General features: G+C 52.4%; 11 protein-coding genes and 1 pseudogene. 4 read left to right on the forward strand and 8 right to left on the reverse strand.

Features of this window, described 5'->3' with window-relative positions; all coding sequences use genetic code 11:
• Positions 1-32 precede the first annotated feature (32 nt).
• The 3 genes and pseudogenes from QJ48_RS03485 to QJ48_RS03495 all read right to left on the reverse strand — a co-directional run bounded on the left by QJ48_RS03485 (position 33) and on the right by QJ48_RS03495 (position 2731).
• A pseudogene (locus tag QJ48_RS03485) lies at positions 33-757 on the reverse strand (Fic family protein).
• 56 nt (positions 758-813) lie between these two features.
• Positions 814-1836 (reverse strand): DUF6930 domain-containing protein, encoded by a 1023-nt coding sequence (locus tag QJ48_RS03490; protein WP_054972267.1) that lies wholly within the window; start codon positions 1834-1836, stop codon positions 814-816.
• Positions 1837-1948: 112 nt separating this feature from the next.
• Positions 1949-2731: an RQC-minor-1 family DNA-binding protein gene (locus QJ48_RS03495; protein WP_054972268.1), complete on the reverse strand. Its 783-nt coding sequence runs from the start codon at positions 2729-2731 to the stop codon at positions 1949-1951.
• 318 nt (positions 2732-3049) lie between these two features.
• Here QJ48_RS03495 and yhbH point away from each other — a divergent pair, with 318 nt between their 5' ends.
• From yhbH to QJ48_RS38465, 3 genes are all read left to right on the forward strand, one after another.
• Positions 3050-4210 carry a sporulation protein YhbH gene (gene yhbH / locus QJ48_RS03500; protein ID WP_054972269.1) on the forward strand — a complete coding sequence of 387 codons (1161 nt, stop codon included), beginning with the start codon at positions 3050-3052 and terminating at the stop codon, positions 4208-4210.
• Positions 4207-5637 carry a SpoVR family protein gene (locus QJ48_RS03505; RefSeq protein ID WP_054972270.1) on the forward strand — a complete coding sequence of 477 codons (1431 nt, stop codon included), beginning with the start codon at positions 4207-4209 and terminating at the stop codon, positions 5635-5637. Before yhbH ends, QJ48_RS03505 begins: the two co-directional genes overlap by 4 nt.
• Before the next feature lie 160 nt (positions 5638-5797).
• On the forward strand, positions 5798-5911 hold the full coding sequence (locus QJ48_RS38465; RefSeq protein ID WP_237762797.1) for a putative holin-like toxin: 114 nt from the start codon (positions 5798-5800) through the stop codon (positions 5909-5911).
• 178 nt (positions 5912-6089) lie between these two features.
• Here QJ48_RS38465 and QJ48_RS03510 read toward each other — a convergent pair whose 3' ends face one another.
• The 4 genes from QJ48_RS03510 to QJ48_RS03525 form a co-directional block, all read right to left on the reverse strand.
• Positions 6090-7061, reverse strand: coding sequence for a DUF3829 domain-containing protein (locus QJ48_RS03510; protein WP_054972271.1), 972 nt, complete (start codon positions 7059-7061; stop codon positions 6090-6092).
• A 165-nt stretch (positions 7062-7226) separates the two neighbouring features.
• Positions 7227-7841 (reverse strand): AmiS/UreI family transporter, encoded by a 615-nt coding sequence (locus QJ48_RS03515; RefSeq protein ID WP_054972272.1) that lies wholly within the window; start codon positions 7839-7841, stop codon positions 7227-7229.
• Entirely contained in the window at positions 7838-8971 is a 1134-nt protein-coding gene (locus QJ48_RS03520) for an AAA family ATPase (protein WP_054972273.1), read from the reverse strand. Before QJ48_RS03520 ends, QJ48_RS03515 begins: the two co-directional genes overlap by 4 nt.
• Position 8972: 1 nt before the next feature.
• On the reverse strand, positions 8973-10019 hold the full coding sequence (locus QJ48_RS03525) for an aliphatic amidase (RefSeq protein WP_054972274.1): 1047 nt from the start codon (positions 10017-10019) through the stop codon (positions 8973-8975).
• A 342-nt stretch (positions 10020-10361) separates the two neighbouring features.
• Between QJ48_RS03525 and QJ48_RS03530 the strand changes: the two genes are divergently transcribed.
• Positions 10362-12641, forward strand: coding sequence for a transporter substrate-binding protein (locus QJ48_RS03530; protein WP_054972275.1), 2280 nt, complete (start codon positions 10362-10364; stop codon positions 12639-12641).
• Positions 12642-12734: 93 nt separating this feature from the next.
• On the opposite strand, the gene QJ48_RS03535 is transcribed toward QJ48_RS03530, so the two are convergent.
• Positions 12735-13397 carry an adenylate kinase gene (locus QJ48_RS03535; RefSeq protein WP_054972276.1) on the reverse strand — a complete coding sequence of 221 codons (663 nt, stop codon included), beginning with the start codon at positions 13395-13397 and terminating at the stop codon, positions 12735-12737.
• Between the last annotated feature and the right edge of the window lie 17 nt (positions 13398-13414).

The raw sequence follows: 13414 nt of genomic DNA on the forward strand, positions 1-13414 counted from the left end.
AGAAAAACGCGCCTGCTAATCTCCGACTAGCTTCACACAAGCTTAAGATACAAATCGAACGTTTGACTTAAAATGTCACTTACCAGAGCTATAAAACGGGTATTATCCCCTGTCGTGCGAGCCTCATCTAACGCTGAATAATAAGCGAGTCTGTTTTCTTTTTCAACGACAACGGGCGGATACCCGTTCTTCATTAACTCAAAATTCAACAATAATCGCGCCGTCCGACCGTTCCCATCTATGAACGGATGAATTTTCACAAAGTCGCTATGCACCATTGCCGCTTTGGGGCTACAGGGTGGAGCTGCTCACTCTCATTATCGTACCATTGGATGAATTGCTCCATGGCAAGAGGAACTTGCAGGGCGTCCGGCGGAATATTGGCTCCGCTGATCAGCACATTTTCCTTCCGGTAAATGCCTGCAAAATCATCCTGAATTCCTTTGAGGATCAGCCGATGAATACTTTTGATCTGCCACTCGGATAAAGGTTCTTGTCTTCGAACAATGTCCTCGACATAAAGAATGGCCTCTTTGTGGTTAATGACCTCCAAGTGTTCCTTAATCGTTTTCCCGCCAATCGTGATTCCTTCCAATGCTACTTTTGTTTCCGAGAGGGTTAATGTATTTCCTTCGATAGCGTTGGAATGGTACGTCCAATTCACGATAAGATGCTCCCGGATGCTGCGTAAGGTATGCGTCGGCAGAGGCCTTTTTTGATCCAATTGACGTTTTTTCTCATCAATAAGCTCGAACATGAGCATCCACTCCAAATATAGAATCCACCATTTCTGATGATTGAACGAAAGAAACCTTACCGCATGCCGGCTCCAAAATAATGCAGCATGCTGTCTTTGGCGTCTTCCAACGCAGGCAATTCGTCCGTCAAATAAGCCTGCGGCTCGAAGGCCCGTAGAACCTGCCGCAAGTAAACGTAAACTTCTTCATTGGTAGCCCATATTTCGCCGGGAACAAGCTTTAGCTGCTCGACCAGAGCAATAAATGCATCAACCAGATCGTTCGCAATTTGCGTTTTTTCGCTTAAGCCGTGTTTTAAAATTTGCCCCGAGCCCCCGTCTACGATCAGAAACATCTTCGGATAAAAGGGACGCTCCCCCTCATCAACAGGTATGGGTGCGAAGAAGCAGTCGATCTCCCAAATGCCCGCCGAACCTTTCGCCGATTTTTTCGCCTTGGTCAATCGAAGCTCGTCGACCGGATCAGCTTGCAGCGAAGGCATTTCCTCCAAGGGCTCCGGCTGCAGCCATTGATTCGACCAGACGATCCTGTCTTCGGTTCGGGAAGGCACCCGGACAAGAAACGTTTCTTCATCCTCGTGAAACAGCGCATCCGGGTCATGACGATGCTCCATTGCGATTTCACGCGCCTGCTGAATTGCCCATGCGAAGAAAACCGCTTGCTCCTGCGTTAAGGCCGGCCACGGCACAAAGCCGGGTTCATACACCCGGAACGTCGGCCAGGCATGCGCGCCGCGGAATTTGAGCCCAAGCTCCTTGATCTGTTTCAGCTCCCGCGGATACAGCTCGTCCCGATTGTCGAAGGATAGCAACAGCGCATCCTGAGTAAATCTTGGGTCTTCATTCGACTCGCCCGAGAACATGCTCATGATCGAATTGAGGCCTTTTGTCCCCACATAAACGGACAACCCGAAAACCTCGCCTCCGTTGCCCAAAATGCTGCAGTACCCGATTTCGCCGCTTTCCGGATTTTGCACGCCGAACATATGCCCGTTGGTCATCCATTCCCAGCACTTGCTTTGCTTGAAAGATATGGCCTCTTCATATAGTGCTTTCCACTGTTCTATCGTAGGATTCATCGGCACCCTTCCTCATTTTCGAAAAATGGTAAAAATATCGTCCATATTCGATAAAAGTTCTTTGCCCACCATGATTATACCATACTTATCCAAGTGAACCTTCTCTTCCCCCTCACGATTCCTCTTCTAGATCGTCATCGGGCAGCTCGATTCCCATTTTGCGAAACCACTTCTTCTCGCGGCATTTCGGACATCGCTTGGGCGGCGCGAAGCATTTGCTTTTATAAAACTTCTGCTCCTCCACTTCAAACTTGAACCGTTCTCCACATTCCTGGCATTTCAAAAGCTCCGGTTCCAATCTAGGGATCGTGAATTCGGTCTGCTCATGCTTCCCGTCAAGGGAAGGAGAGCCGTCTTCTCTGCGAACAGCGGCGATCGTTTCGCGGATGGCTTCCCGCACTTTTTTTACCTCAATTTTCTCCCACTGCTCCAGAAAGGGAACATATTGGGAAGCGCGCTTTCGTTTTACCGTTTCCAGCAATTCCAGAACCATGCCGCGGTTTCTTTCCTTTAAATAGCTCATATCCACCGCGGTTACGCCTTTCCGCAGCCAAGCGTCCCACTCCTGCAGAAGTTCTTCTACTATTTGGCTGCGCTCAATCGTCCAACCGCGTTCCGTAAACTTAATCATCGGCAGCTTCCCGCTAAATTGAATCTCCAGAAAATCGTGGTGAATCATCCAATCCACCTTTTCCACAATATGCTCAAGTGTCTGGGCTCGAAAGTAACCGTAGGTCGGACAATGATCCAGACCGAGCTCTAACACTTTTTTATCACGGGAGCCTTTTAATATTTTTGCGAGCAGCGTCCTGCCGCCCTGACCGATAATTTCATCCGCTGCTCTAAGGATAGCGAGAATTTCTTCATTAGTTAATTGAATACCCAGAATCCTCACCTCTACTACGCCACTGTACCTTTCTATCAGACAGTATAAACTAGAATCGACTCCTGTAAAATGGAGACCTTTTGAATCTTCTGAATGCGGGTACCAAAATTCCACTCCCAACCCGCTCACATATCCTCCCGGCACTTGAATATATTTAGTAACAAGCACTTTTTTCCAAGTACTTGTCATGTTTAGTTACATGCTGCTTTACACGCTTATCGTCCATCCGGTCCCCAACACCGTTCAAGCTTTCGACGCCGGCTCAACCGCTTTTGACCGCGCTATCGAAGCCAGCTTTGATCCAAAAGCTATCAGGAGGTGTTCCGCATGACAGAGCCTTTATTTACCGTATCCCGCGAGGATTGGTCCCTGCACCGCAAAGGATATCAGGATCAGACCCGCCATCAGCAGAAAGTCCGTGAAGCGATTAAACAAAATCTGCCTGATCTGGTGACGGACGAAAGCATCATCATGTCGGACGGCAAGCAAATCGTCAAAGTGCCCATCCGCAGTCTGGATGAGTACCGTTTCCGCTATAACTACAACAAGAGCAAGCATGTGGGGCAAGGCGACGGGGACAGCCAGGTCGGGGACGTGCTCGGGGTAGACCCGCAGCCCGCTTCCGGTCCGGGCAAGGGCGAGGGCGCCGGCAATCAGCCGGGAGACGACTATTATGATGCCGAAGTGCAGATGGAGGACCTGCAGTCCATGCTCTTCGAGGAACTGGAGCTGCCGAACCTGCAGCAGAAGGAAAAGCATAATGTCACCACCAAAGAAATCGTTTTCAACGACATCCGTAAAAAAGGAATCATGTCCAATATCGACAAGAAGCGGACGATTCTCGAAAATCTGAAACGGAACGCCACCTCGGGGGTTCCCGGCATTCATCATATCAGCCCGGACGATCTGCGCTACAAGACGTGGGACGAAATCGTCACTCCTCACTCGAACGCGCTGGTGCTCGCCATGATGGATACGTCCGGCAGTATGGGATCCTTCGAAAAATATATCGCGCGCAGCTTCTTCTTCTGGATGACGCGATTCCTGCGGACGAAATACGAGCAGGTGGAAATCATTTTCATCGCCCACCATACCGAGGCCAAGCAAGTGACGGAAGAGGAATTTTTCACCAAAGGCGAAAGCGGCGGCACGATCTGCTCTTCGGCCTATCAGCTTGCGGTTGACTTGATCGACCGGCGCTATCCGCCGTCCCGCTTCAATATATATCCGTTTCATTTCTCTGACGGCGATAACCTGACCTCGGACAACGAGCGGTGCGTGCGGCTGATCGGCGAGTTAATCAAGCGGGCGAACCTGTTCGGATACGGCGAAGTAAATCAATATAACCGCAGCAGCACGCTGATGTCCGCTTACCGGAACATTCACGATCCGAAATTCGTGCACTATGTCATTCGTGAGAAAGGGGAAGTGTACAAGGCGCTCAAAACCTTTTTCCCGAAGGGCGCGGAGGGGAGGATCGCCCAGTGAATGCAGATGATATCAAGCAACTGGAATACGCCATCGCGGAAATTACCGAGGTCGCCAGCGGCTTCGGTCTCGACTTTTACCCGATGCGCTACGAGATATGCCCTTCCGATATTATTTACACCTTCGGCGCTTACGGGATGCCGACCCGCTTCTCTCACTGGAGTTTTGGAAAAACATTTCATAAGATGAAAATGCAGTACGATTTCGGACTCAGTAAAATTTACGAGCTTGTCATCAACTCGGATCCGTGCTACGCTTTCCTGCTCGACGGCAATTCGCTCATCCAGAACAAGCTGATTGTGGCGCACGTGCTGGCGCACTGCGACTTTTTCAAAAACAACGTCCGCTTCTCCAAGACGAACCGCAACATGGTCGAGAGCATGTCCGCCACGGCCGAGCGCATCCGCCAGTATGAGATCGCATACGGGACGGACGAGGTGGAACAGTTTATCGATGCCGTGCTTGCCATTCAAGAACATATCGATCCGCTGATCACGAAGCCGTATCGCGGACGCGGCAGCGGCCGGGAAGAAGCAGCGGACGATCAGAAAAAGCCTTCGGAGCGTAAGTTCGGTTACGAGGATTTGTGGGATTTGGATGAGAAGCCTGCGGCCAAAACCGCCAACAAGAAAGAAGTCCCGGCCAAGTTTCCGGCTGAGCCGGAGAAGGATCTGATGCTGTTTATCGAAGAGCATGCCCCTTACCTGAAGGATTGGCAGCGCGACATCATGACGATGCTGCGGGACGAAATGCTGTATTTCTGGCCGCAGATGGAGACGAAAATTATGAACGAAGGCTGGGCCTCCTACTGGCATCAGCGCATTATGCGGGAGCTCGATCTGACCGACTCCGAGACGATCGAATACTCCAAGCTGAACTCCTCCGTTGTCGTCCCTTCCCGCCATACGCTCAATCCGTATTACCTGGGACTGAAAATTTTCGAGGACATCGAGAAGCGCTGGGATAAGCCGTCCGAGGAGGACCGGGAACGCTTCGGCTATAAAGGCGGCGAAGGCCGGCAGAAGATATTCGAAGTGCGCGAATTCGACTCCGACCTATCGTTCATCCGCAACTATATGACCAAGAAGCTGTGCGATGAGCTCGATTTGTACATTTTCGAGAAAAAAGGGCCGGAGTGGAAAATTACCGACAAGTCTTGGGAACATATCCGCGACCAGCTCGTGTACTCCCGGGTGAACGGCGGCTTCCCTTATATTGTGGTCGAGAACGGGGATTTCGAGAAGAACGGCGAGCTGTATTTGAAGCATATGTACGAAGGCATCGAGCTCGATTTGAAGTATGTGGAACGGACCCTTCCGTATATTCACCGGCTGTGGGGGAAGACGGTGCACCTGGAATCGGTCATCGAAACGAAGCCGGTGCTGTTCACCTTCGACGGGAAGAAGCAGAATAGGAAGTTTTTGTAATAAAACGGAAGCCGCGGCGGCAAATGCTGTTGCGGCTTCTGTCTGCTGGGAAGAACAGAAATAGTAGATTGCCGGAGAATAAATAATGTATACTATTTCCTGTACACTAGAACGGCTTGCAAGGGCGGTCGGCTAGCCTCTCGGAAGGGAGGTGATGCCTGTGGAGGTTAAAGACGCTCTGACGCTCATGATCGGCTTCGGTTCGCTTCTTATTGCGCTGCTGACGCTGGTTGTGACCATTGTCATCGTGCTTATCCAAAACAAAAAGAAATAGACCGCCCACTCTGGTAAGGTAACGGTCTATTTCCCTGACTCACTTTACTTTGAAGCCGACCGCCTTTGAAGCGGCCTACTGTACTATAGGAGTCGTGTTAGCCGCACGGCTCCTTATTTATTCTTATGATACAACTTCTTTTTCATACCTGCAAGCCGTCCCCCGCTTATTTACGACATTAAAAAATATGTTCGTACTCCGAGACGAAGCTACCAACCTTACTTCTGAATTTCTCAGGAGTCCCCCTTGGATACTGGTAGTCGTTTGATGAAGGTTTTTCCTCTACTTTTTCCTGCTTGTTTACCCGCTCAACCATTTCCGAGGCAGAGGCCTTAACCTCTTTGGCCGCTTCTACATATTTTTGATATCTATATTTATCGGAACTATTTTTGTCGACTATGTCCTGATACTGCTGAGCTACAATTTTGAGATCTTCCACAAGCAGGTCGTATTTCGGTTTGAAAGCATTCATATCCAAATCCAGCATGTTGTCGGCCATAATGCCCTGACGCGACAACTCCGCGGACAGCGCTTCGGCATCGACCACCAGTTTTAAGGTACTGTACCGGAAATCCTGCTTGTCGCTCGTATAGCTTTCCAGATGCGCTTTTCTGAGCTCGGCCCCCAAATTTCTCATCGCTACGGAAAATTCTTCTCTGATTGGGTAAAACGCCACCCACGCCTGTCTTATTCTCGCATGCAGTTCCTTGCCCTTGGCGAAATTATCGTCGACATAGTTTTTCATCTCGTAGTAATCGTATGCTTCAGCCAACGCGGCCTTCAACTCATTGATCACCGGCTTCATTCGGATCACGATCGGATCGACGGTTGGAAAGACCGGTTTTTTGTCGGCATAGCTTAAACTCTTGTCAAGAATCTCAGTCTTATTCGTTCGATTTCCTTTGTACGTTGAGAACGAGAGCATCTTGTAGTCGAAATCCTTCGGGATCGCCGGCTGCTCGCCGTCACCCAGATTTTCGAAGTAATCGGACAGCACCTTTTCTATCAAATGCGAGTCGATGTAATTCTTCATTTCCCAATAAGCCCTTTCCTTTTCCGACTCTGTTGCCGCAATCGGTCTCGGTCCGCCGCAAGCGGTGATGAGGGCGATTAATAAAACGAGGGTAAGAAACAACCTGACTTTGTTCAATTTTTCCTAAGCCTCCAAGCGATTAGTAACCTAACGCGTCCCAATGGACAGGACTCAGCTTGTATATCGGCTCGGCAGCTAGAAATCTTTAGAGCTAATGCCAATAAAATGGTAAAAAAAGAAGCCCCGGCAGCAATACTGCTGTGGCTTCATGATTGAACCACCTTACGACGACATCTTCACCCCGCGCGGCGCTTTCCGCCGGGTCAGCGCATACGCAGCACCATAGGCAACCACGACAAGGCCCGCCGCCGCTTCCGTGACGCCCGCTCCGATCCGCTCCCACTCACCGATGAGGATAAGAAAAGCGGGGATCGTCGCCGTCACCCACGCTTGAATAAGCGTCACCCAGCCGACAAATGGGCCAATATTGCGCTTTAGCGCCAGCAGAACAAAAAACAAGGTCCACAAGAACGACCACATAAGCCAGATGATGCCGAACTTTTCATCGTGAAAATGAAGGAAATTCATAGCCGCATAGCCTACGGCAAGAACGGCGACCCATAACGAGTACCAACCGACACCGCTCGCATCCAAGCCTAGCAAGTTCGTAATACCTACATATAAATAGGTGAGACCGAACAGAAAAATACCGGAAGCCTGAAATATCGTCCATGCGTCTCCCCCTGAAGTAAAGATCATATAAAACGGGGTGATCACCTGCATGGCCCCGATAAACAGGTTGAACACGCCTGCGCTCTTGCCGTCTATGCGGCCGAGCAGCATCAAGCCGTTCAGAAACAGTACCGCGCCGACATACAGCAGACCAACGGCGCTCATCTTGTCACCTCCTTGGGTTCATGTACCAGCCGCTCGTCGTCTTCGTACCACGCCAGCTCTTTCCGGTTCCCCCGCACGTAGTATGTCACGAACGGGTCATCCTGCCGCCGGCTTCCGAGCAGCCGGGCCAGCGGGATTTCGATGCAGGTTCTGACCGCTCTTTTCAGCGAGCGTGCGCCATATTGCTTATCGAATCCCAAAGAGGCTATGACCTCCTTGGCGGAAGGATCGAGCATCACCATGCAGCGATGCTTCAGGACCCGGCGGTTGAGCGAATCCAGCAGCGAATCCAGGATCGGTCCGAGCCCGTCGCGCCGGAGCCAGTTAAATACATAGATATCATCGATGCGGTTGATAAATTCGGGCGATAACCGGCGCTCCGTCTTTTTTTGCACAATGATCCGCAGAAGCTCGCGTTCGGAAGCCCCCCAATGGCGGGGCTGCGCATACCATCCAAGTTTTTTCCAGAAAGCCTTCATGCTCCCGTCGGCAAATTCCGTGATGTCCTGCGCCCCCAGATTGCTGGTCATAAAAATAATACTGTTGCGGAAATTGATCGTTTTCTCTCCTGACGACAAAACCATCATCCCGTTGTCCAGCACACCCAGCAGCGAATAAATGACTTGGTCGTTCGCCTTCTCCAGCTCATCGAACAGCACGATGCCGGGCTTGCCGTAAGAGCCCTCGATGCGCTGCGTATCGAACAGTGACGTGCCTTCCTTGCTTCCTACGTAGCCGGGAGGCGCTCCGGTCAAGGCGGCGGCATAATGCTCCTGGGCCAGCGTGTTCATATCGATCCGGCAAAACGCTTCGGCGCTGCCGTGAATCGCTTCCGCCAACGCTCTCACCGTTTCGGTCTTCCCTACTCCCGTCGGTCCCAAAAATAACGCCACATACAAAGGCCGGTTCGGCTCCGAAATGTCGGACCAGACGACCCTCAGCATCTCCTCCAGCCGCCCGACGACTTCGTCTTGCCCGAAAATTTTCGACCGGACCCGCTGCATGACGCGGTCGACGTCGAAACGAAACCGGGTCACCGCCCGGGGAGAAGAAGAGCGGTCCTCCTCTTCTCCGGTAGCCTGTTCTTGGCGATGATGGATTGTTTTCAGCTTCTCCGCAATGAACGACATGTCAGCCTCCGGCCGCCTTCTGCTTGCCCTCGTGAGGAATTCCCGCAATCGGGCATTCTGCGGTTCCGACGGTCGATCGGGTGATCTTCTCTACGTTTTCCCTCGCCTTCTCGGCATCCAGCACCCAGGTACGGTAAAAGTCAAACGGACATTCCGCAATTCCTTTGTCACCGTCCCCGGAATGAATGAGTCCCGTGTAGCCGCGGTGGAGCAGCTTGAATAAATGATTCTGGGATTGGGCGTTTTTACGGAAATCGCGGATTAGCGAAACCGACAGCTCGGCGTACTGGATGCCGTTTTCCTCCGTGCCGCATTCCCCAAGCGTGCGCCCGTCAAAGCCGATGATCGAGGAGTGGCCGAAATAAGAATAAACGCCGTCGAAGCCGGCCGCATTGGCTACGGCGACATACGTATTGTTGGACCAAGCCATCGCTTTCGCCATGATGATTTGCTGGTCCTTCGACGGGTACATATAGCCTTGGCACCGCACGATCAGCTCGGCGCCCTTCATCGCACAGTCGCGCCATATTTCGGGATAGTTGCCGTCGTCGCAGACGATAAGGCTGATTTTGAGCCCCTTGGGCCCTTCCGCGACATACGTGCAGTCGCCGGGATACCAGCCTTCGATCGGGCACCACGGAATAATTTTTCTATATTTTTGAACGATGTCCCCTTTATTGTTCATGAGAATCAAGGTGTTGTACGGAGCTTTGTTCGGATGAGCCTCGTGCCGCTCCCCGGTCAAGGAAAATACGCCCCACGTATTGCCCTTCCGGCAAGCCTCGGCGAAGATGGCGGTTTCTTCTCCTGGAATGGAGGAAGCGGTTTCATACATTTCCTGCTCGTCGTACATAATGCCGTGGGTGCTGTATTCCGGAAAAACAACGAGGTCCATGCCGGGCAATCCCTGCTTCATCCCAACGATCATATCGGCGATCCTGCGGCAGTTGTCCAGAACCTCCGCCCGGGTATGCAAGCGCGGCATCTTATAGTTCACCACCGCCACCCCTACTGTGTCCTGACTGCTGGAAATGTCTCCATGTCTCATCGAAAACCCCTCCTTGGTGTGTTTTGCATCAGCCGGGACAAATATCTCGTCGTCCGACCGACTTGACCGGGATTAAAGCAAAATCCGTGCCAATGAAATTCCTCGCCAAATAAAAGAAAACGCTTACAAATAACGCCGCCGTTTGTCTTAATTTGATACAATCACAGCCCCCATTCCTGTGCGAAAAGCGTCAAAACCATCCACAGACCAGTGACTGTCGCAAAATGATACACTGTCTTATTTTTACACACGAGCCATAAGAAAAAAGTCAACCCCCAATTTCAAACGGTTTGATTTTTGTTATAATAAAGACACAAACCTACCAAGGAGAGGCGGAGTTCAATGAATACCAGAGTCGGTTTATTGTTTTCATTAACTGGCACGACCGCCCTGACGGAACGAGGACAATGCGATGCGGCCATCCTGGCCATTGAGCACTTCAACCAAAATGGAATAAACGTGGAAGCGATCGTGCGGGACATTTGCTCGGACCCGGCCAAAAGCGCGAAAGAAGCGGAAGCGCTTGCAAAAGACGGCGTGAAAGTGTTCATCGGCTGTTATACTTCGGCTTGCCGGAAAGCGATTCTTCCGGTGCTGGAGAAATACGGCTGCCTGCTGGTCTACCCTACGTTGTATGAGGGACGGGAATGCCATTCCAACGTGTTTTATACCGGGGAGGTGCCGAACCAGCAGGTTCATGTGCTGCTCGATTATTTAACCGAGCACTTCGGGAAACGTGTGTACTGCATCGGCACGGATTACATTTATCCTCGGGAAACGAACCAGCAGGTCCGAACATATCTCGCGGAAAAAAACGGCTCGCTCGTCGGCGAAGCCTATGTGCCGTTCGGTCATCAGACCTTCCATGACGTGCTGGAAGACATCATTGTGAAGCGGCCCGATGCTGTTTTTACAACGCTTGTCGGACAGAGCATCATCCCTTTCTATCGCGCGTACCGGAGAATGGGCCTGAATCCCGATCACTTGCCTATCTTTAGTCCGATCACGAAGGAAACGGAAATCGCGGCGATGGGAGCAGACTACGGAGCGGGGCATTACGGCTCGGCCAGCTATTTTCAATCGCTTCAGAATGAGCACAATCTGCATTTCGTCAGCACGTTCCACGAGCGCTTCGGCGCGCAGCAGGTGATTTCGTCGGTCATGTTCAACACTTATCTGGGCACCAAAATGATCTTGGACAGCATTCATGAAACCGGGAGCTTGGATTACCGGGACGTCTTTTATCACCTGAGCGACAAGAAGCTTGAAACCGCTTGCGGGACGGTACTCGTCGAAGGCGACCACCACCATTTGTCGAGACCGGTAAAAATCGGAAGAGCGATGCCGGACGGGCAATTCGAGATTGTATGGGACTCGCAGCGCAATATTGCCCCGAAGCCGTTTAAAGAAAAAAGCCGGGAGCCCGGCCAGCTGAATGAGATCATCCTGGAGTCGTGGGGCCGGATCAGCGATGAAGCGATCGTCGTTCTATCGGAACGGCAGCATATTGTGTACATGAGCAAAAAAGCGGAAGAGCTGACCCGGTTAACGGAAGGCCAGCTCCTCACGCCGACGCTGCTGCAGCAAATCCATCACGCGTTCGAGGTGCATCCTTACGGAACAACCGGTCAGCAAATGCTTCTGCTCAAGCCGAAGCCTAGCGTCCGCTCTTCGGGGGCACCTTATCAATTCGACCGCATCCGGACGTTGAACCCCGAATACCAGTTGGAGCTGGAGGTCGCCAAGCTGGCGTCCCAATCGTGCGCCAACGTGCTGATTACCGGAGAGACCGGAACGGGAAAAGAAGTGCTCGTCCAGGCGATTCATCAGCAAAGCGAACGGAAGAACGGCCCGCTGGTCGCCGTTAACACCGGCCTGCTGCCCCGGGAGCTGATCGCGAGCGAGATGTTCGGCTATATCGAAGGAGCGTTCACAGGCGCCAAAAAAGGCGGGGCCATCGGCAAATTCGAAGCCGCGAACGACGGGACTCTTTTTCTCGACGAGATCGGCGACATGCCGTTGGATCTCCAGGTCGTCCTGCTAAGAGCCATCGAGTCGAAGCGGATTATGAGGCTCGGCGAAAATAAAGAGCGTGCGGTCAACGTACGGATTATTGCGGCCACGAACCGGAATCTTCAAGAAGAAATCGCCTACAGCGGCTCGTTCCGGTCGGACCTGTTTTACCGTCTGAACGTCTTGTCGATCACGATCCCTCCGCTTCGCGAGCGCCCGGAGGATGTGGAGCATTTAAGCCGGGAGTTCCTCCGCGAATTTCAGACAGTCCACGGCGACGGGCCGGATAGCCTCAGCGACGAAGCGCTGCAGGCCTTGGTCCAATATCCGTGGCCGGGCAATGTCCGCGAATTGCGAAATGTGATGGAGCGCGCCTACTTGCTGGCCGGTCGGGAACGATCCGCGATCCGGGTGGAGCATCTGCCGAGAGCGCTCAAGGGATATTACCAAAGAAAACCGAGGGCGGCCGAGCCGCTCAAGCAAGTCGAGCGGAGGATGATCGAGCAGGTGCTGAGCGAGACGAAGACCATCACCGAGGCGTCCAAGGTGCTCGGCATTACGCGGAGTACGCTCTACCGGAAGCTGAAGGAATTTCAAATGACGCCGTAAGCCGGTTACAGTTACAAGCGAACAAAGCTAAGGGCAGGCCCGCTTCGTGCAGCGGATCTGCCCTTTATGTCCCCGGCAAGCGGCCTGCCCGCTTTATCTGGCTCTGACGTGCAAGCCTCCGAGAATCCCGCAAATGTCTTCGAATACTTTGTCCGTCTCGGCCTCTCCGTCCACCGAACGAAGCTGGCCTCTCATTTTATAAAATTTCAACAGCGGCTTCTGCTGCTTTAAATTGATTTCCAACCGGGTGGCAACCGTTTCCTCCGTATCGTCCGGCCGCTGATACAGCGGTCCTCCGCACTTGTCGCAGCTCCCTTCTTCCTGCGGAGGGCGGTACATCACGTGGTACGTCTCGCCGCAGTACCGGCAAATCCGCCGTCCGGTCAGACGCCCGAGCAGCCTGCTGCTATCCACGTCCAAATGAAGCGCAAGGTCGATCCGCCGACGCCCTTCGATGAGTACCCGCTCCAATTCCAGCGCTTGAGACACCGTCCGCGGAAATCCGTCCAGCAAAAAGCCGCGCGTCGTATCTCCATGGCTCAACCGCTCCTTTACGATCCCGATCGTCACCTCGTCGGGGACCAGCTGCCCCTTCTCGACGTAGGCTTTAGCCTCAAGACCGAGCGCCGTTCCTTCCGACATCGCAGCACGGAACATGTCTCCGGTTGAAATATGCGGTATGCCGAATTTCGCTTGGATGAATTCGGCTTGGGTCCCTTTCCCTGCACCCGGCAATCCGATAAAAATAATCTGCATCCCGTTATATCCCCCAT

This window comes from Paenibacillus sp. A3 (assembly GCF_001399685.1).
GTDB lineage: Bacteria > Bacillota > Bacilli > Paenibacillales > NBRC-103111 > Paenibacillus_G.

Bases quoted from the DNA above. Each gene is read 5' to 3' on its own strand.
- QJ48_RS03490 (WP_054972267.1), bottom strand. From the start codon at position 1,836: ATGAATCCTACGATAGAACAGTGGAAAGCACTATATGAAGAGGCCATA.
- yhbH (WP_054972269.1), top strand. From the start codon at position 3,050: ATGACAGAGCCTTTATTTACCGTATCCCGCGAGGATTGGTCCCTGCAC.
- QJ48_RS03515 (WP_054972272.1), bottom strand. From the start codon at position 7,841: ATGAGCGCCGTTGGTCTGCTGTATGTCGGCGCGGTACTGTTTCTGAAC.
- QJ48_RS03520 (WP_054972273.1), bottom strand. From the start codon at position 8,971: ATGTCGTTCATTGCGGAGAAGCTGAAAACAATCCATCATCGCCAAGAA.
- QJ48_RS03525 (WP_054972274.1), bottom strand. From the start codon at position 10,019: ATGAGACATGGAGACATTTCCAGCAGTCAGGACACAGTAGGGGTGGCG.
- QJ48_RS03530 (WP_054972275.1), top strand. From the start codon at position 10,362: ATGAATACCAGAGTCGGTTTATTGTTTTCATTAACTGGCACGACCGCC.
- QJ48_RS03535 (WP_054972276.1), bottom strand. From the start codon at position 13,397: ATGCAGATTATTTTTATCGGATTGCCGGGTGCAGGGAAAGGGACCCAA.